Origin of the sequence: Janthinobacterium sp. PAMC25594, assembly GCF_019443505.1 — a bacterium.
Lineage (GTDB): Bacteria > Pseudomonadota > Gammaproteobacteria > Burkholderiales > Burkholderiaceae_D > Janthinobacterium.
This window is the reverse complement of the sequence record NZ_CP080377.1, coordinates 171,289-188,610: the sequence shown is the minus strand read 5'-3', so window position 1 is coordinate 188,610 and position 17,322 is coordinate 171,289. Positions and strand designations below refer to the sequence as shown.

General features: G+C 66.4%; 13 protein-coding genes. All 13 read left to right on the top strand.

What is annotated here, in order from left to right; translation table 11 throughout:
* The first annotated feature begins 4 nt into the window (after positions 1-4).
* The 13 genes from KY494_RS00755 to KY494_RS00695 all read left to right on the top strand — a co-directional run bounded on the left by KY494_RS00755 (position 5) and on the right by KY494_RS00695 (position 17,277).
* A complete protein-coding gene (locus tag KY494_RS00755) occupies positions 5-1,420 on the top strand; it encodes a pilus assembly protein TadG-related protein (protein WP_219889487.1) in 1,416 nt (471 codons plus the stop codon).
* Positions 1,417-2,319, top strand: coding sequence for a hypothetical protein (locus KY494_RS00750; protein ID WP_219889486.1), 903 nt, complete (start codon positions 1,417-1,419; stop codon positions 2,317-2,319). Before KY494_RS00755 ends, KY494_RS00750 begins: the two co-directional genes overlap by 4 nt.
* Positions 2,316-3,137: a hypothetical protein gene (locus tag KY494_RS00745; protein ID WP_219889485.1), complete on the top strand. Its 822-nt coding sequence runs from the start codon at positions 2,316-2,318 to the stop codon at positions 3,135-3,137. The genes KY494_RS00750 and KY494_RS00745 overlap by 4 nt, the downstream gene beginning before the upstream one ends.
* A 44-nt stretch (positions 3,138-3,181) precedes the next feature.
* Positions 3,182-3,901 (top strand): hypothetical protein, encoded by a 720-nt coding sequence (locus KY494_RS00740; protein ID WP_219889484.1) that lies wholly within the window; start codon positions 3,182-3,184, stop codon positions 3,899-3,901.
* The gene (locus tag KY494_RS00735; protein WP_219889483.1) at positions 3,898-4,089 is read left to right on the top strand and encodes a hypothetical protein; all 192 of its coding nucleotides are present in this window, start codon (positions 3,898-3,900) and stop codon (positions 4,087-4,089) included. The genes KY494_RS00740 and KY494_RS00735 overlap by 4 nt, the downstream gene beginning before the upstream one ends.
* 5 nt (positions 4,090-4,094) lie before the next feature.
* Positions 4,095-5,030 (top strand): Flp pilus assembly protein CpaB, encoded by a 936-nt coding sequence (gene cpaB / locus KY494_RS00730; RefSeq protein WP_219889482.1) that lies wholly within the window; start codon positions 4,095-4,097, stop codon positions 5,028-5,030.
* 71 nt (positions 5,031-5,101) lie between these two features.
* Positions 5,102-6,631 carry a type II and III secretion system protein family protein gene (locus tag KY494_RS00725; protein ID WP_219889481.1) on the top strand — a complete coding sequence of 510 codons (1,530 nt, stop codon included), beginning with the start codon at positions 5,102-5,104 and terminating at the stop codon, positions 6,629-6,631.
* An 8-nt stretch (positions 6,632-6,639) separates the two neighbouring features.
* Positions 6,640-8,418 (top strand): ATPase, T2SS/T4P/T4SS family, encoded by a 1,779-nt coding sequence (locus KY494_RS00720; protein WP_219889480.1) that lies wholly within the window; start codon positions 6,640-6,642, stop codon positions 8,416-8,418.
* Positions 8,415-9,287, top strand: a complete 873-nt coding sequence (locus tag KY494_RS00715) for a type II secretion system F family protein (protein WP_257572358.1) — start codon at positions 8,415-8,417, stop codon at positions 9,285-9,287. Before KY494_RS00720 ends, KY494_RS00715 begins: the two co-directional genes overlap by 4 nt.
* 8 nt (positions 9,288-9,295) lie before the next feature.
* The gene (locus KY494_RS00710; protein ID WP_219889479.1) at positions 9,296-10,213 is read left to right on the top strand and encodes a type II secretion system F family protein; all 918 of its coding nucleotides are present in this window, start codon (positions 9,296-9,298) and stop codon (positions 10,211-10,213) included.
* Positions 10,214-10,223: 10 nt separating this feature from the next.
* Positions 10,224-11,489, top strand: a complete 1,266-nt coding sequence (locus KY494_RS00705; RefSeq protein WP_219889478.1) for a DUF192 domain-containing protein — start codon at positions 10,224-10,226, stop codon at positions 11,487-11,489.
* Positions 11,490-11,497: 8 nt separating this feature from the next.
* Entirely contained in the window at positions 11,498-16,684 is a 5,187-nt protein-coding gene (locus KY494_RS00700) for a phospholipase effector Tle1 domain-containing protein (RefSeq protein WP_219889477.1), read from the top strand.
* Positions 16,681-17,277 (top strand): hypothetical protein, encoded by a 597-nt coding sequence (locus KY494_RS00695; protein ID WP_219889476.1) that lies wholly within the window; start codon positions 16,681-16,683, stop codon positions 17,275-17,277. The genes KY494_RS00700 and KY494_RS00695 overlap by 4 nt, the downstream gene beginning before the upstream one ends.
* Positions 17,278-17,322: the final 45 nt, after the last annotated feature.

Sequence of the window (17,322 nt, the reverse complement as noted above, 5' to 3'; positions counted from 1 at the left end):
CATCATGACAGCGCAACAGGCCTTCCGCCCGCCCCACCTCGCGCAACGCCGCCAGCAGGGCCAGGCGCTCATCTATGGCATCTTCGTTCTCATGGGCGGCCTGGCCGCCCTGCTCTTCGTCTTCAATACGGGCCAGCTCACGGCGGAAAAAAACAAGCTCGTCAATACGGCCGATGCCGTCGCCTACAGCGCCGCCGTGATGCAGGCGCGCGCCCTCAATTTCGACGCCTACACCAACCGCGCGCTGATGGCCAACGAGGTCATGATCGCGCAAGCCGTCAGCATCGCCGCGTGGTCCTCCCATGTCGTCAAACATACGGAAAACGTCACGCCCCTCAACTGCCGCGGCTATTACTCCGTGCCGGCGGCACTGGTGCTGCTCGACTACATTCCCGTCTGCTACCTGCTCAGCTTGCCTACCGCCAGGAATACCGCGCAAGCCGTCGACCAGGTGGCGCAGCAAGCGGCGCAGGCCAGCGTGCTGGCGTCCGAAGCGGCCAAGGCCATCCTGCAGGGGGCGCAGGCGAACATGGCGGCCACCATCTTGCCGGCCCGTCAGGCCCTGATGCAGCAGGTGGCCGACGCCAACTATGCGGGCGATGGCAGCGTGCGGGTCGACAGCATGCCCCTCACCGACACGTTCACGCTGTTCGAGGGCGGCAGCTTCATCCGCGCGTATGCGGGCGCCGAGCGGGGCCGCTTCAAGCAGGCGGCGCTGGCGGCCGCCCACCGCGACGCCTTCGTCCGGCAGCGCTCCTGGACCTCGGCCAACCACCTGCCTTGCCTGTTGGGCAACAAGGCGGAGTTCCGCCGGCGCGGCGGCACGGAACTCGTCGACTTCGATGCATGGAAAGCCATGGATACGGCCTCGCTGCACCACTGGTCGTGGCATACGCATGGCCTGTTTCACCTGCCTACCTGCGACGATGATGAAATGCCGCTCGGCTATGGCGCGCAAGCGGCGGCCAGCGGCACGCCCGACGACAGCGGCGCCGCTTACGGCCAGTCGCGCGCCAACAATCCCCGCGCCAGCGGCCTTGCCAGCAGCAGCGACTGGCATTACAGCGGCCTGCCCACCTTTTCCGACATCGCCGTGCCGGCCCTGGCCTACGCCTCCACCGATCCGCAGCCGCGCCTGACCTTCGCCATTCGCCTGACGCGGGCGAAAGACCAGCTCAGGACATCCGATGGCAGTTCAGGCATCAAGCCGGGCGGCCACCTGGCCATCATCGACGGCAAGCCTGCCCACGACGTGCTGGCGGCAGTGGCCACGGCGCAAGTGTATTTCGAGCGACCGGGCGGGCGCGACGATGGCAAAACGGAACTGGCCAGCCTGTTCAATCCCTACTGGCAAGTGCGCCTCCTGTCCACCTCGGCGGCCGACCTGGCTGTCGCCACGGCACTGGGAGGCGCGCGATGAAGCCGTCTGGCCTGACCCTGCTCCTCCTGCTTTGTGCGCTGTTGCCGGCCGTGGCCAGCACGCCGGGCGAAGATGCCGTGCGTCAAATGCCCATGGCCCACGCAGCACTGGCGGGACGCGACGCCACCGTCAAGGTCCACCTGGTCAGCGCGCGCGGCTACCTGGACGGCAAGCCCGGCGACGCCGCCGGCCTGGCCCGCCTGCACGCGGAAGTGCAGGCCTGCGTGCAGCGCAACAGCGAACGGGGCATCGCCTCGAAGCCGCCACAGGCATGGCCCGAACATGTCATCAGCATGCGCCTCGACACCTATGCGGCCGTCAACCGCAGCATCGTGTACGCCGCCGGCCTGTCCTATGCCATCGATCCCCGCGATTGCAGCCTGATGGAAGCGCGCACCGGCACGGCCAGCCTGTCATCGAGCCTGGGCACGTGCGAAATCGACCTGCTGGCAAAGACGGCGCACGGCCATTGCGATGCCACGGGGCATGCGCGCGCCGCGCCGCCACGGCACCAGCCGGCAATGACGGCGGCGCAAAGGGCGGACATCGTACGCCAGGCGGCCGGCAGCCCGGCCATGGCCGCATTCGCCGCCGCCATGCAAGCCCACCCACAAACGGGCACGGGCGAACGCAAGACCATCGCCGGCCTGGAATGCGAGGTCCGGCCCAATCCACTCGACCCGGACGGCAGGAACTGCCTGTCGCGCGGCGGCTCCTTCTCCTCGCTGGACGCTGTAGGTGAAGCCGGCATGTCCGGCATGACCCTGGAAATGAGCTCGCCCAACGGCATCGCCCTGCGCGCCACGCAAGCGAGACTCGATACCCTGGTGCCGAACGCCGTCTTCACGCCCTACCTGGACGGCGGCTTTCGCATCACGCGCCCGGGGAGCCGGCCATGAAACGGCACAACTTGCGCCAAAGCCACAACCGCGGCCAGGCGCTGACGGAGTTTCTCGTGCTCGCCGCCGCCCTGCTGCCGCTGTACCTGCTGCTGCCCCTGATCGCGAAATACCAGGATATCGCCACTCAGGCCGGCATGGCCAGCCGCTACGTCACCTTCGAGGCAATCACGCACAACGACGCGCAAGGCGGCTGGAAGGCGCCGGCTGCCCTGGCCGGCGAGGTGCGCCGGCGCTTTTTCAGCAATGCGGACGCTCCCATCAAGACAGGCGATACGGCCGGTAATTTTCTCGCGCACCAGAACCTGTTCTGGCGCGGGCCTGCCGGCGGCGCCCTGATCGCGGACTTCGGCGGCGACGTGGCCGTCAGCTTTGGCCCCGGCAACGCGGCCAGCCATGCCGGCGCCTTCACGCCCGCCAGCGACGGCGAGCCCTTCAACGGCTTGGTGGGCACATCCGCAGGCGTGCACACCGCCGACGAACTGGGCTTGCAAAGCCGCGGCATTTACCGGGGCAACGTCAGCGTGCGCCTGGCCAAGTTACCGGCCGGCATCGTCGCCTATCAACCGTTTGACAGCCTCGACCTGGCCATCCACCGCCATACGAGCGTGGCCATCGATGGCTGGGCGGCCGGCTCGCCGGCCCAGGTGCAGTCCCGTCTCGACAGCAAGCTGCTGGTTCCCGCCACGGCGCTGCGCGATGCGGCAGGCGTGGTCAATGCCAGCGTGACCCTGGTGGAAATGGGGCACATCCAAGGACCGAAGCTGGGGCAGCTCGACTTCTGGCGCGATGTCGTGCCGCCCGACCGGCTCAAGTAGGCATCGCATCATCCACCTTATCCGCATCAGGGGAGATTGCAGAAATGACAGTCAAACAATATCTTCGGCGTATATCCGGCGCGGCACTGGCGCTGTTGCTGCCCTGCGGTGCCGCTGGGTCAGCGCCGCCAGCCTGGCCCGCGATCGCCATTCCCGCCGGCATTGAAACCTTTGCCACAGGGGGCGAGATACGCGTCAATGGCCTGCCGCTGTACCTGCGCGGCGTGCTGTCCGCCAGGACGCCGGACCAGGTGGCGGCGCAGTTCCGCGCCAGTCTGGGACAACCGCTGGCCGAACACACGCGGGACGGCACGCTGGTGCTGGGGCGGGCGCTGGGCGAGTTTTACGCCACGGTGCAACTGCAGCCCGCGGGAAGCGGTACGCGCGGCATCCTTGCCGTCAGTCACCTGGGCGCCGCGCCGGGGCCGCGCGACAGCGCCACGGACCGGCTGCTGTCGCGCTTCCCCGCCGGTTCGCGCTTGCTCACGCAAACGCGCTCGGTCGATGGCCCGCGCCGCGCCGAGTTGCTCACTGTCAGCAACACCATGGGCGTCGAGGCCAATGTCCGCCACCTGCGCCGCACCTTCGAAGCGCAAGGCTACACGCTCGAGCGTACGGACTCGTCCACCAGCGCGCCCGGCGGCGCCACCTCGCTATTTTTCAAGACCTCCGCCAGTGAAGCGCTCGCGGTGATTTACCGCGGCAGCCAGGGCGACACGGCCATCGCCCTGAACACCGTCACGCGCCTGGAGTCCGCCAAATGAGGCCCCGCTTTCGCCACCGCCGGCCGCAAGAGGGCCAATCCAGCGTCGAGTACGCCATCGTCTGCGCCGCGCTGGCCATCGCGCTGGGCGTGGGCATGAGCGGCGAGAGCAGCGTGCTCAGGCAACTGCTGGCCGCCTTCAAGTCCGTGTACCAGGACTTCAGCCACGCCATTTCCCTGCCCGGCTGAGCATCATGAAAATTCCCTTTCCTGCATTATCGAAGATCAACAAGACCTGGGTGGTGCTGGGCGCCGCGCTCACCATCGGCCTGCTCGCCGCCGTCGCCACGCGCAGCTTCCTCAGCACACGGGTGGCCGAAATCGAGGCGCGCAATGTGCATCAGACCCTCAGCGTCGTCGTCGCGAAGATGGATCTGGCGCAAAACACGATCTTGTCGAGCGACAACGCGGCCGTGCGCAAGATCCCCGTCGAGTATGTCCACTCGGGCGCCGTGCGGCCGGGCGATTTCGAGCGCGTCGCCGGCAACGCCATCGCCTTCCCCGTCAAGGCGGGCGAAATGATCATGTGGAGCCAGATGGCGGGCAAGCGCGTGCCCACCTTTTCCGCGCGCCTGGCGGCGGGGCGGCGCGCCATCACGGTGGTGGTCGACGAAATCAATTCGATTTCCGGCATGCTGGAACCGGGCGACCTGATCGACCTGATGCTGACCATCGACCAGAACGGCAGGAAGGTGGTGCTGCCCCTGTTGCAAAGCATGCAAGTCATGGCCACGGGCCAACGCTCGGTGGATGACGCGAAAAACGGCGAGGCGGCGCAATTTTCCACCGTCACCCTCGACACCACGCCCGCGCAGGCGCGCAACCTCATCATCGCGCGCGAAAACGGCAAGCTGACGGCCCTGCTGCGCAATCCGGCGGACAAGGCCGCACCCGGCCAGCCAGACTCTGACCTGTCGCTGCTGTTCGATGCCCGCCCGGAAAGCCTTCCCCTGCCGCAGCGGCGCGGCATCCCCGTGCTGTATGGCGGCAACGGCATGCCGGCGTCACCCGACGCCCTGCGCCTGCAGGGTCATCGCAGCGGCACCGATCCGCCAATGGCGATGCCGCCGGCGCCAGTGGCCGCGCCGCCGCCCATTCCACTCATCAACGCTGCCGCCGCGCCTCCCTGAGACGTGCCGGCGCCAGCCTGCCTTGCGCCAGTACGCAAGCCACCGCACGCCCTTTGGATGGACAAAGTCCCATGAAACGCTACTTCCTCTCTCTGCTGCAAGCCCTTTGCATACCGCTGATCCTGGGCGCGGGCATGGCGGCGCCGGCCTGTGCCCGCGCGCAAACGGCGCCCCAGGGCGTAATCCAAGGCAAGGCGCCGCTCGCGGCCAAGGCCGGCAGCATGCCAAAGTCGGCCAATGCCGGCAATACGGCAGCGCGCTACCAGCCCATCGGCAAGCAGGACGATGCCGAAGCGGAGCCCGAACTGGAGCTGTACCTGGGCGAATCGCGCGTCTTCCCCACGCCGGGCGTGGCGCGCATTGCCGTGGGCAATGGCCAGGTCATCACCGCCAACGCGCTCGACGACAGGGATGTCATCATTTTCGCCAACGGCGCCGGCAACTCCTCGCTGTTCGTCTGGCACCACGATGGCCGCTACCAGCGCGTGAAAGTGACGGTGCTGCCGCTCGACATGCGCCGCTATGCGCGCGACATCGCCAGCTTTTTGTCGGCCATCCCGAAAGCGAAGGCCAGCGTGGTGGGCGACAAGGTCGTCGTCGAAGGCGATGAATTGTCCGACGCGGACCGCGACAAAGTGGCGGAACTGGCCAGGCGCTATCCGCAAATCGTCAATTTCACCAGCCCCATCGGCTGGGAACAGATGGTCATGATGGACGTCAAGGTGGTCGAGTTTCCCCGTACGGAACTGCGCGAGCTGGGCCTGAAATGGAGCGCCACAGGCGGCGCCGCGCTGGGTGGCATCTGGGCGCCGTCCAGCCGCGGCGATGCGGGCCGCTATGCGATCAACGTGCGCACGGGCGAGGCCAATGCGCCGCCGATCACCGTGCCGAATGGCGGCAACGGCAGTTTCGTGCCCCTGCCCTCGAACCTCACCATCCTCAGCGCCATCAACCTGGGCCTGAACGCGCAGTTACTTGCACTACAACAAAATGGCACTGCCAGTATCCTTGCCGAACCACAATTGTCGACGCGCAGCGGCTACAAGGCCAGCTTCCTGGCCGGCGGCGAGATTCCGTATTCCGTCGCCACCGTCAACGGCGTGACGGTGCAGTTCAAGCCCTACGGCATCAAACTCGACATCGAGCCCAAGGTGGGCAGCAATGGCGTCATCCGCGCCGTGATCGAATCGGAAGTCAGTTCCATCGACGCTTCGCTGTCCACCAGCAGCGGGCCGGCCCTGCTGACGCGGCGCACGCGCACGGAATTCAATGTGCGCCAGGGCGAAACCATCGTTCTGGCCGGACTGCTGCAACGCAATAGCAGCAGCGACGTCGACAAGGTGCCCCTGCTGGGCGACATCCCCGTCCTGGGCGCCCTGTTCCGCTCGAAGTGCTACCAGAACAAGGAAACGGAGCTGGTGGTGTTCGTCACGCCCAGCATCGTCGACAGCCGCAGCGCCGGCCTGGCGGACCGGGCGCGCAGCGCCACGCAGCGGCTGGAGCGGCAGCTGGGCCAGCAGCCCCACCTCAGCGATCCCCTGCAGCCCGGCGCGGATGCGGCCCGCTTCAACCAGGCGCCGCCGTCCGTGCCGGCGCAGTGAAGGCCATCATGTTCCAGGTCGACATCCTCCACCCCGACGGCAGCGCCAGGCAAGTCAACGTGCCCGACGACTGCATGGTCGGCAGCAAGACCAGCAACGACATCTGGCTCGACAGCTGGCGCATCGGCAAGGAACACGCGCGCCTGCTCAAGACACCCTCCGGCGTGTTGCTGGAAGACATGGGCTCCTATGCGGGCACCAGCGTCAACGGCGTGCGCATCCGCAGCCAGCACGGCCCGCTGGCGCCCGGCGACGTGATCGGCATCGGTCCCTACAGGTTGCAGGTGCAGGAAGCGGCCGGCGCGGCCCGTCCCGTGCAGGCGGCCGCCTTTCACTCGCGCTCGAGCAGCGCCGCCACGCGCAACCAGCGCGCCACGGCGGAAATCCACGCCTCGCGCCTGGCGGCGGAAAAAATGCAGGAACAGTTGCGGCGGCAAACGGCCGACGGCGCCGCGCCGGAAGAGGACTTTGCCATCATCCTGGCACCGCAGGCACGCCAGCAACTGGAATTCGAATGGCGCCAGCGCCTGCACGCCATCTTGCTCGAAACCATGGATTTACGCCGCCACGACGTGTCGAAAATGAGCGACGAGCAATTGCGCACGGAAGCGCGGCGCTACATCCACGACATCATGCGGGCGCAGCGGGCCGATATTCCCGAGGAACTCGACTACGAACTGCTGGCCAGGCAGGTGCTCGACGAAGCCGTGGGCCTGGGGCCGCTGGAGGAATTGCTCGACGATGCGGGCGTCACGGAAATCATGGTCAACCAGTTCGACCGGATTTATATCGAGCGCGACGGCAAGCTGGAAAGGCATCCGCTGACGTTTACCAGCGAACGGGCCGTGCTGGGCGTCATCGAGCGCATCGTCGCGCCGCTGGGCAGGCGCATCGATGAATCCTCGCCCATGGTCGACGCGCGCCTGAAGGATGGCTCGCGCGTCAACGCCATCATCGCGCCGCTGGCCCTGAAAGGCCCGGCATTGACCATCCGCAAGTTCGCCAGATACAAGATGACGGCGGACAATCTGGTGCAACTGGGCGCCCTCAGCGCCGACATGGCCGCCTTCCTGCAAGTGTGCGTGGCGGCGCGCAAGAATATCGTCGTTTCGGGCGGCACCGGTTCCGGCAAGACGACCTTGCTCAACATCCTGTCCAATTTCATTCCTGCGGGCGAGCGCATCATCACGGTGGAAGATGCGGCCGAGCTGCAACTGCACCACGAGCACTGGGTCAGCCTGGAGGCGCGCCCCGCCAATGTCGAGGGCAAGGGCGCCGTGTCCATCCGCGAACTGGTGCGCAACACCCTGCGCATGCGCCCCGACCGCATCGTCGTCGGCGAATGCCGGGGCGGCGAGGCGCTCGACATGCTGCAGGCGATGAACACGGGCCATGACGGTTCGCTCACCACCTTGCACGCCAACAGCCCGCGCGACGCCCTGGCGCGCCTGGAAACCATGGTCTTGATGGCCGGCATGGAATTGCCCCTGTCCGCCATCCGCGACCAGGTCGCTTCCGCCATCCACCTGATCGTGCAGCAGACGCGCTTTGCCTGCGGCACGCGCCTGGTCACCAGCATCACCGAAATCACGGGCATGGAAAGCGGCAAGTTCCAGATGCAGGAACTGTTCCGCTTCGTCCACCTCGGCTACGCCGGCAAGAGCGACGGGGCCACGCTACGCGGCTACTTCAGCGGCTGCGACCTGCTGCCGGGCTTTTACGAAACCTTGCGCAGCCAGGGCCAGCCGCTCGACACGACGATTTTTCGCCAGCGGGAGGCGACATGAACAGCGCCATGAACGCCGCCCACATGCTGCTGTTCATCACCGCCATCGCCGCGCTGGCGGCGGCCATCCTCGCCTGGCTGGTGATCGACATCGGCATCGCCACCATGCTGCGCTACCGCGCCCACTTCACGGAACGCACGCGCTTCCAGGTGCGCGAATTCTTCCTGTTCGTCGATCCGGCGCGCATCTTCCTGGCCCACGCGGCCAGCATGACCCTGGGCGCCATCATCGCCGGGCTGGCCAGCGGCAGCGTGCTGGTGGCCGCCCTGGCCTTCATCGGCCTGGCCCTGCTGCCGCGCGCCGTGTATGCCTGGCTGCGCCGGCGCCGCCTGCGCAAGTTCGAAGAACAATTGCCGGACGCGCTGATGATGCTGGCCGGTGCCCTGCGCGCGGGGCTGAGCCTGAACCTGGCCATGTCGCAGCTGGTCATCGAGGCGCAGGCGCCGCTGGGCCAGGAATTCACCCTGCTGCTGCGCGAGCAGCGCCTGGGCGTCACCCTGGAGCAAAGCTTGAACGGCCTGGTGCGGCGCATTCCCACCCAGACCACGATCCTCGTGGTGTCGGCCATGCGCATCGCGACGGAAACGGGCGGCGGCCTGGCGGAAATGCTCGAACGCACGGCCAACACGGTGCGCAACCGCCTGCATATCGAAGGCAAGATCCGCGCGCTGACGTCGCAGGGCAAGTTGCAGGCGTGGATAGTCGGCCTCTTGCCCGTCACCCTGATGCTCGTGCTCGACCACATGGAGCCGCAGGCGATGGACCAGCTGTGGCACACGCGCATGGGCTGGGGCGCGCTGGCCGTCATCGCCACCCTGGAAGTGCTGGGTATCCACGTCATCCGGCGCATCGTCGCCATCGATGTCTAGGCGCCGCCATGTCGCCCACCCGCATCGAACTCACCATCACCGCCCTGGCCATGCTGTCCGGCCTGGCCATGGCCCTGCTGGCGACCCTGCTGGCCAGGGCGGTCGCCGCCATCCCGGCCGAGGACCGCAGCTACAAGGACGCGCCGCCGCTCGCCTTCCGCCTGCTGTGGTGGCCCATCCACTGGGGCGGCCATGCGCTGCGCCCTTTCATTGCCAGGGCGCCCACGGCCGCGCTGCCCGTGCGCCTGCGCAAGGCGGGCCTGGAATACAGCCTCAGCCCCTCGCAATTCATCGCGGCGCGGCTGCTGTGCGCGCTGATCGTCGCCGCCTTTGCGTGCTGGGTGCTCGATTCGCTGGGCCAGGGCAGCCGCAGCGGTGTCGGCGCCGTCCGCTACTGGCAAGCGGGGCTTGCCGGCGCGGCTTCCGGCTGGTGTTACCCGGCTATCTGGCTGCGCGACCGCATGGCGCTGCGCCGCAGTGCGCTGAACAAGTCGCTGCCTTTCTACCTCGACCTCATCACCTTGTGCGTGGAAGCGGGTCTCAATTTGCAGGGCGCGCTGCAGCAGGCGGCGCTGAAAGGGCCGAAAGGCGCGCTGTGCGACGAAATCAAGCGCGTGCTGCGCGATGTGCGTAGCGGCAAGGCGCGTGCCGACGCGCTGCGCGCCATGAGCGAACGGGTGCAGGAACCGGCCGTGACCAATTTCGTCACGGCGCTGATCCAGGCGGAACGCATGGGCATGAACCTGGGCCCCGTGCTGCGGGCACAGGCCGACCAGCGGCGCTCCGAGCGTTTCCTGCGCGCCGAAAAGCTGGCCATGGAAGCGCCCGTCAAGCTGCTGTTCCCTCTCATCGCCTTCATCTTTCCCTGCACCTTCATCGTGCTGTTCTTTCCCATCGTCGTGCAATTCATGCAGTCGGGCCTATAAGGAGCGCGCCATGCCGATACCCGCCCCCAGCATCCTGCACACGGCCAGCGGCGCGCACGCGCTGGACCTGCGCCTGGCCGACACGTTTGTCGCGCGCCTGCGCGGCCTGATGCTGGCCGCCCCGCTGCATCGCGCGCAAGGCTTGCTGATCACGCGCTGCGCCAGCGTGCATGCGGCCTGCATGCGCTATCCCATCGACGTGGTCTACCTCGACCGGCACGGCGTCGTCACCCGCTGCGTGGCCGGCCTGCGCCCGTGGCGCGCCAGCTTCAGCGGCCTCGGCTGGCATGCGCCGCGCACGGCGCACACGCTGGAACTGGCCGCCGGCGCCATCGCGGCCCTGCACATCCGCCCCGGCGACCGCCTGCGGCATCCACGGCTGGAAGCTGCGCCCGCAACGGTGGCCGGCATGCGGGACAAGGCCCAGCGCGGCGCGGCGATGATCGAATTTACCGTGGTCGGCCCCATCATCACCCTGCTGGGACTGTCGATCCTGCAATACGGCATGTTGTTTTTTGCCCGGACACAAATCAACTACGCGGCCTTCATGGCCGCGCGCGAAGGGGCCGTCGCCCATGCCAGCGTCAGCAGCGCCTACGCGGCGTACACGCGCGCGCTGATCCCCCTGTACGGCGGCGGCCAGACGCCAGCCCAGCTCGCCGCTTCGCTGGCCAAGGCGAACGCTGACCTCGGCGCCAACGGCACGGGTAACGCCAGCATCGAGCTGCTCAACCCGACCCGGCAAAGTTTTGATGACTGGAACGACGTGCACAGGCAAATCGCGCTGCATACGGGCAACCGCCGCGTCATCCCGTACAGCGGCCAAAGCCTGAAGGAGCAGAAAGTGGGTACCACTTCCGGCCAAACCATCCAGGACGCCAACCTCATCAAGCTGCGCATCACGCAAGGCTACCTGCCAAAAGTTCCGCTGGTCAAGAATCTGTATGCCACCTACCTGAAATGGCTGGACCCGCACACGGACGCCTTTCACACCAAGCTGCTGGCCAGCGGGCGCATCCCCGTGGTGACGCACGTCACCGTGCACATGCAGTCCGACGCCATCGAAGGCAACAGCCTCGTTTCCGCGCCGGGGCCGGGCAATGGCGGCACGCCCGTCAATCCCGGCAACCCACCCGTGACAAGCGTGCCGCCACCCGCGTGCGACAACCTCAGTTGCACCGACCCGCCCGTGACGCCGCCCGCCTGCAACCCGTTTACGGACCCGCAGCATTGCGTGCCGGAACCCTGCACCGTCATCTGCTGCACACCTAGCTGAGGTAAGCCATGCCAACAACTTTTTACTCTCCCCGGCTGCGCCATGCGCTGCATGCCCTCTGCGCCAGCCTGCTGGCCTGGCTGATGCTGTCGGGCATGCCTACCGCTGGCGCCTGCGGCCCCGAGCCGGGCGGACCGCCCGGCGCCTGCGCTGGCGCTGTCGCCGGCGTGGGCGCCAGCGGCGGCCCCGATGCGGGCGCGGGCAATCCCATCAACGTCATCACCGGCAACAAATACCAGCGCGAGGAAGACTTGCCGGCCCTGCCCGGCGTGCTGGGGCTGGAAATCGTGCGGCACTACAACAGCGCCTACAGCAAGCCAGGCAGTCCCAACGGTCCCTTGGGACGCGAATGGAAGCTGTCGTATGAAACCGAATTGATCGACAAATTCGGCCGCATCCAGATCCTGCAAGCCGACGGCGCCCGCGTCATCTTCGACCGCGATCGACGGCATCCCGGCCTGTGCAGCACGGCGCTGCCGGCCCACGGCCGTCTGACGCTGGCGCCGCAAGCCAACGGTGCCAGCGACTACACCTGGACCTTGCCCGACGGGCGCCGCCTGCATTTCAATACCCTGGGCAAGCTTGACACCATTACGGCCGCCACCGGCGAAACGCTCAGGCTGATATATGACGACAACCATCTGCTGGTGCAAGTGACCGACCCGCAAGGCCGCAGCCTGCACCTGCGCTACCTGGCGCCCACCTCGGCAGGCGCCAGGGCCGGCACGCAATTTCGCGGCGTGCAACACATCGACAGCCCCGTGGGGCGCTTTTCCTACGACTACGGCGGCGCGCCGCCAGCGGGTGCCCTGCCCTTCGAGCAGCGCATCCTGCTGGCCAACCTGCTGCGCGTGCACTTGCCGGCGGGCGACAAGGCGCTACCCTCCGTCAGCCGCCGCTACCACCACGAAGACCCGCGCCTGCCCTGGTTGCTGACGGGCATCAGCATCGAAACCGGCAGCGCCGGCGGCCCGTCCGTGGCCACGCGCTACGCCACCTTCGGCTACGACAGCAACGGCCGCGCCAACCTCAGCACGCATGCCGGCAACGTCGGCAAGGTCACGCTCGATGCCAGCGAGGGCGGAAAAACCGTGCTCACCAACAGCCTGGGCCAGCGCACCGTCTACCGCCACGCCATCGTCGGCGGCCAGCAACGTCTGCTGGAAGTGCGTGGCGCCGGCTGCGCCAGCTGCGGCGCAACCAATGTGCGCTACGCCTACGACAAGCTGGGGCAGCTGCTGGAAACGACCCGCCTGGACGACAAGGGCGAGCCCGTCAGCACCAGCTGGCGCGAACTCGACCAGCTGGGCCGCACCGTCCGCGCCGGCAGCGTGACATACCAGCACGGCCAGCGGGGCGCCGCGCAATGGCGGCTGCGCCTGGAGTACACGGGCGACGACCCCGCGCCCACGCTGATCGCCCGCCCCAGCGTCGTGCCGGGCAAGGAGCGGCAAACGCGCATCGAATACAACGCCGTGGGCCAGGTCCTGCGCGTGACGCAGACGGGATGGGTGCCCTGCTACGACGGCAAGCAGGCAGCGGCCGCCATCGCGCGCACCACCAGTTACCAGTACGCCATCATCGCCGGCCACAGCCTGCTGACCCGCATCGACGGCCCCCTGCCCAACGGCAAGATGGGCACGCCGCTGGACTCCGATGTCACCGTGTTTGAATATGGCCAGCCGGCGGACAAGAGCAACGCGGGCAAGCTGGCGCGGTATGACGAACATGGAACAAGCGACGCCCCCCTGACTGCCATCATCACACCTGGCAATCTCAAGCGCGCGTTCACCTATGACGGCGCCGGCCGCATCGCCACCATCTCCGATGCGCTCGATCAGATCACTCAGTACGCCTACACGCCGCGCGGCCAGTTAATGCGCCAGACGCGCGACGGCGCGACGTATGCGGCGCGCTACGATGGTCTGGGCAATCCGCTCGAAATCGCATACAGCGACCAGGCAGGCCAGCAGTCGCTTGCCCGCCTGGGTTACGACGCCGCCGGCCGCCGCATCTGGAACGCCTCACACCTGGGCATCGTGACGAGCCATCGCTACGACACGGAAAACCGCCTGCTCGACACCACGACGCAATCGAGTGCAATCAAGCAGACACTCAACTACCGCTACGACCCGCCGGGCCATCTGCTGGCCATGACGGATGCGAATGGCGGCCGCTGGCGCATCGCGTGGAATGCGCGCGGCCTGCCCGAGGCACTAGGCGATGCGCTGGGCCGTATCACGCGTTTGCGCCATGACGCCATGGGCAATATCGTCGGCGTAACGCAGTGGGCGAACACGCCGGAGGCATTGGTGCAAAACACGGAAACCCGCTTCGAACGCGATATCGACGGCCAACCCACGGCCGTGACAGCGCCAAACGGTGCCACCACCCGCTATCTGCGCGATGATTTCGGCCAGGTCATCGCCACCATCAGCCCCGACAGCGGCATGACACGCCGGCAGTTCGACGCCGCCGGCAGGCTGATAGCGGGCACCGACGCCATGGGCAACCAGGCCAGCTACGCCTACGATGGCGCCGGGCGCATTGTGCGCCAGGTCATCACCGATGCCGGCGCTCCGGCCGGCCAGCGCCAGACCGTCACCACCTGGCGCTACGCGGGCGCGCACCTGGTCGCCATCGATCATCCGCAACAAGCCGAGCGCTACAGCCATGACGCGCAGGGGCGCCTGTCCGTCAAGACCGTCATCATCACGCTCCACAGCGGCAAACAGGCCAGCTACCACACCCGTTACCGCTACGACAGTCTGGGGCAGCTGAGCGGCATCAGCTTGCCGGACGGCAGCCTGCTGGACTACCGGCGCAACGGCCAGCAGCAAGTAGTCGCGCTTGAGCGCCAGCTCGTCCACAGTCCCTGGCTGCGCTGGCTGTTGCCAGGGGCAAGCATCGTCAAGGACCTGGAGCGCGACGTTATCGGCCTCAAGCGCTACACCTATGGCAACGGCATCGAGGCCCTCTATCAGCGCAGCAAGGAAGGCGCGCTGGCGCGCATCGTCTACCGCAACGCGCGGGGGGACCAATCCGGGCAGCAAGCCGTCTTGGCGCTGCAAGCCGTGCTGGGCATCGGCCAGGCCGTGGCCACGCCGGCCGCCGCGCTGCCAGCCGAAGACGCGCAGCAAGCCGCCCAGGCTGGCGCGCTGGGCCTGCCGCCCGACCCGGCCGCCCTGCTCGACCACCGCTACCTGTGGGACGTGCAGGGCAATTTGCTGCATACGAGGGACAGGGACGCCACCAGCAGCTACGCCTACGATGCCCACGACCGCCTGATTGCGGCGGCAACCGCCTCCCCGCCCCCGTCAACAGCGGCAAGCTTCGACCGCTACCACTACGACAGCGGCGGCAACCGCCTTATCAGCCAGGAAGATATCGCCAGCCAGGATGAACTGTGGCGCAACACCGTCCGCGCCAGCGATACAGAACACGCCCGCTACGACGCGACCGGCCAGCCGCAGCGCATCGGCCAGCGCCGCTATGTCTGGGATGCGCTGGGCAGGCTGTTGTCAGTGCATCAGGGTCAGGACCTGCTGGCGCGCTACCGCTACAACCATCGCGGGCTGCGCATCGCCAAGGAAGTGCGCGGGACGCGTACTTATTATCTGTACGACGACGACAGAAAGCTGCTGGCGGAACTCGATGCGGACGGCAAGATCAGCCGGCAATACATCTATCTTGCCGGCCAGCCGCTGGCGCTGATCGACACGGCGGCCAATGCCGCCGAATCACGGGAACAGCGTGGGCCGCTGGCGCAAGCCATGGCCGACATCTCGGCCATCTGGAAGGCGTGGTTCAGTCACGGCGAGAGCATCGCCTTCCTGCACAACAACCACCTAGGCGCGCCCGAGCTGGCTACCGACGCCCATGGCCAGCCCGTGTGGCAGGCCGCTTATGCGCCATTTGGCAAGTTAAGAAAAACAAACACCCAGCACGCCTTCCAGCTCAAGCTGCGCCTGCCGGGCCAGTATGCCGACCAGGAAACGGGCTTGTACTACAACGACCAGCGCTATTACGACCCGGCCCAGGGCCGTTACCTGACGCCCGACCCGCTGGGCCTGCGCGCCGGCACCAACAGTTATGTCTATGTCGCGGGCAATCCGCTCAAGTATGTCGATCCGAACGGGCTGATCCTGTTTGCGTTTGATGGGACGGGCAACAGCGAACATCCGAAGCCGGACAGTTCGATTTCCAATGTACTGAAGTTCTACGAGGTCTATGACGAAATTCAAAATGGAAAGAAATTCTATATCACCGGCATCGGCACCACCAACCAGGATATGCCCTACGCCGGCAGCGCCATTACGGGCGAAGGCTTCGACCAGCGCGTGAGCCTGGGATTGAAATTTCTCAACGACTACATCAAAGAAAGCGCGAACACCGGGCTACTGGATATTGACGTGGTGGGTTTTAGCCGTGGTGCAGCCGAGGCACGCTTTTTTCTCAATGTCGTTGCTGACAACCTCAAGAAAAATGACGGCGCCTATGTCATTGATGGCAAGAGCCGCTGCCTGAACCTGCGCTTCGAAGGCTTGTGGGATACCGTGCCGCATCTCGGCATATTGCATCAGGACGAAAAACAATATTTCTTTTTAGTACCGGCCGCCGTCAAATACGCGGTGCACGCCGTGGCGCTGAACGAACACCGGGGCGGCGGGGATGACTTCGATCTGCGCTCCATCATGGACAGACCCGGCCAGACCAGTTCGGCGAACCGCCTCGAAAAGGCGTTCATCGGCAGCCATTCCGACATCGGCGGCGGCTTCGGCACGGGTGACCTGTCCGATGTAGCGCTGATGTGGATGGTTGAACAGGCAAAGGGACAGGGAATCGCCATAAGCGAAAAAAAACTAGAAAAAAATGGATGGGACATCATCACCAACCCCATCTTGCATGACCGTAGCGGCAACAGATTCTCTGACGGCGATGCCACTTTCACACGATACGTTACTTATGAAAATGGCCAGGAAGTTCTGCAGACTAACGCGGTCTTTGATGGCAAGCGGACCTCCGACACCACTGGAGTTATCAACTTATTCCCCGATGCTTACAAGTGCGGCACGATCGCCAATCCCGATATCGGGCTGGTGGACATGAACAAGTACAAGCTCTGGCTGGCCAGTTATGGCTTAAGCATGACCACCGCCCCTACCATCAACACTTCCTGCAAGGCACCATCATGAAAACATATCTGCTCCAGACGATTTGCTTCCTGGCGACCGTCGTCCTCTGCACAGCCTGCTCTGTAACACGCTCACAGGACGGCCCCGGCATGATCGTGACCTTCAGTAACGGCATCCAAGGAAAAGAGGTCGACGTGCTGCGCGCGCGAACCGCGAACAGCATATTTTTTCCGACCCCTGGCTCCCTGGGACCGGCCAAGAACCCCATGAAAGACGGCGGGGCCACCATGGGTGCCGCACCGGATGGACGCGAACTGCCGCAATGGGTGGAGTTCGAGTGGCAGGTATGGCCCTATCCCTACCCGGACAGGCCCTCTGATCCTGTAGCGCGGCAAGTCTGGAGTGACGGCGTGCACGCCCTGTCGCGCGCCTTGCCCATCCAGACAGCCCGCGTCGCCGTCCGGTCGCGCGTGCCGCAAGACGTCATCGACGAAGTGCTGGCGTCAAACAGGCAAAGAGCGCCCAACGCGCTGCCGGACAAAGATCTCTGGGTGTATTTCATCTGGTACGAGACGGGCATCAAGCTCCGCTGGAAACTGAAAAGCAGCTGCTGTGGCTTGCTGCGCGAAGGCGGCGACGAGCTTCCGCCATGACCAATCCGCTTGGCAAAGACCAGCGGACCAGCGCTCCCACCGTGG

Excerpts from the sequence above, each read along its gene's own strand:
- KY494_RS00755 (WP_219889487.1), top strand. The coding sequence starts at position 5 with ATGACAGCGCAACAGGCCTTCCGCCCGCCCCACCTCGCGCAACGCCGC.
- KY494_RS00750 (WP_219889486.1), top strand. The coding sequence starts at position 1,417 with ATGAAGCCGTCTGGCCTGACCCTGCTCCTCCTGCTTTGTGCGCTGTTG.
- KY494_RS00745 (WP_219889485.1), top strand. The coding sequence starts at position 2,316 with ATGAAACGGCACAACTTGCGCCAAAGCCACAACCGCGGCCAGGCGCTG.
- KY494_RS00740 (WP_219889484.1), top strand. The coding sequence starts at position 3,182 with ATGACAGTCAAACAATATCTTCGGCGTATATCCGGCGCGGCACTGGCG.
- KY494_RS00735 (WP_219889483.1), top strand. The coding sequence starts at position 3,898 with ATGAGGCCCCGCTTTCGCCACCGCCGGCCGCAAGAGGGCCAATCCAGC.
- cpaB (WP_219889482.1), top strand. The coding sequence starts at position 4,095 with ATGAAAATTCCCTTTCCTGCATTATCGAAGATCAACAAGACCTGGGTG.
- KY494_RS00725 (WP_219889481.1), top strand. The coding sequence starts at position 5,102 with ATGAAACGCTACTTCCTCTCTCTGCTGCAAGCCCTTTGCATACCGCTG.
- KY494_RS00720 (WP_219889480.1), top strand. The coding sequence starts at position 6,640 with ATGTTCCAGGTCGACATCCTCCACCCCGACGGCAGCGCCAGGCAAGTC.
- KY494_RS00715 (WP_257572358.1), top strand. The coding sequence starts at position 8,415 with ATGAACAGCGCCATGAACGCCGCCCACATGCTGCTGTTCATCACCGCC.
- KY494_RS00710 (WP_219889479.1), top strand. The coding sequence starts at position 9,296 with ATGTCGCCCACCCGCATCGAACTCACCATCACCGCCCTGGCCATGCTG.
- KY494_RS00705 (WP_219889478.1), top strand. The coding sequence starts at position 10,224 with ATGCCGATACCCGCCCCCAGCATCCTGCACACGGCCAGCGGCGCGCAC.
- KY494_RS00700 (WP_219889477.1), top strand. The coding sequence starts at position 11,498 with ATGCCAACAACTTTTTACTCTCCCCGGCTGCGCCATGCGCTGCATGCC.
- KY494_RS00695 (WP_219889476.1), top strand. The coding sequence starts at position 16,681 with ATGAAAACATATCTGCTCCAGACGATTTGCTTCCTGGCGACCGTCGTC.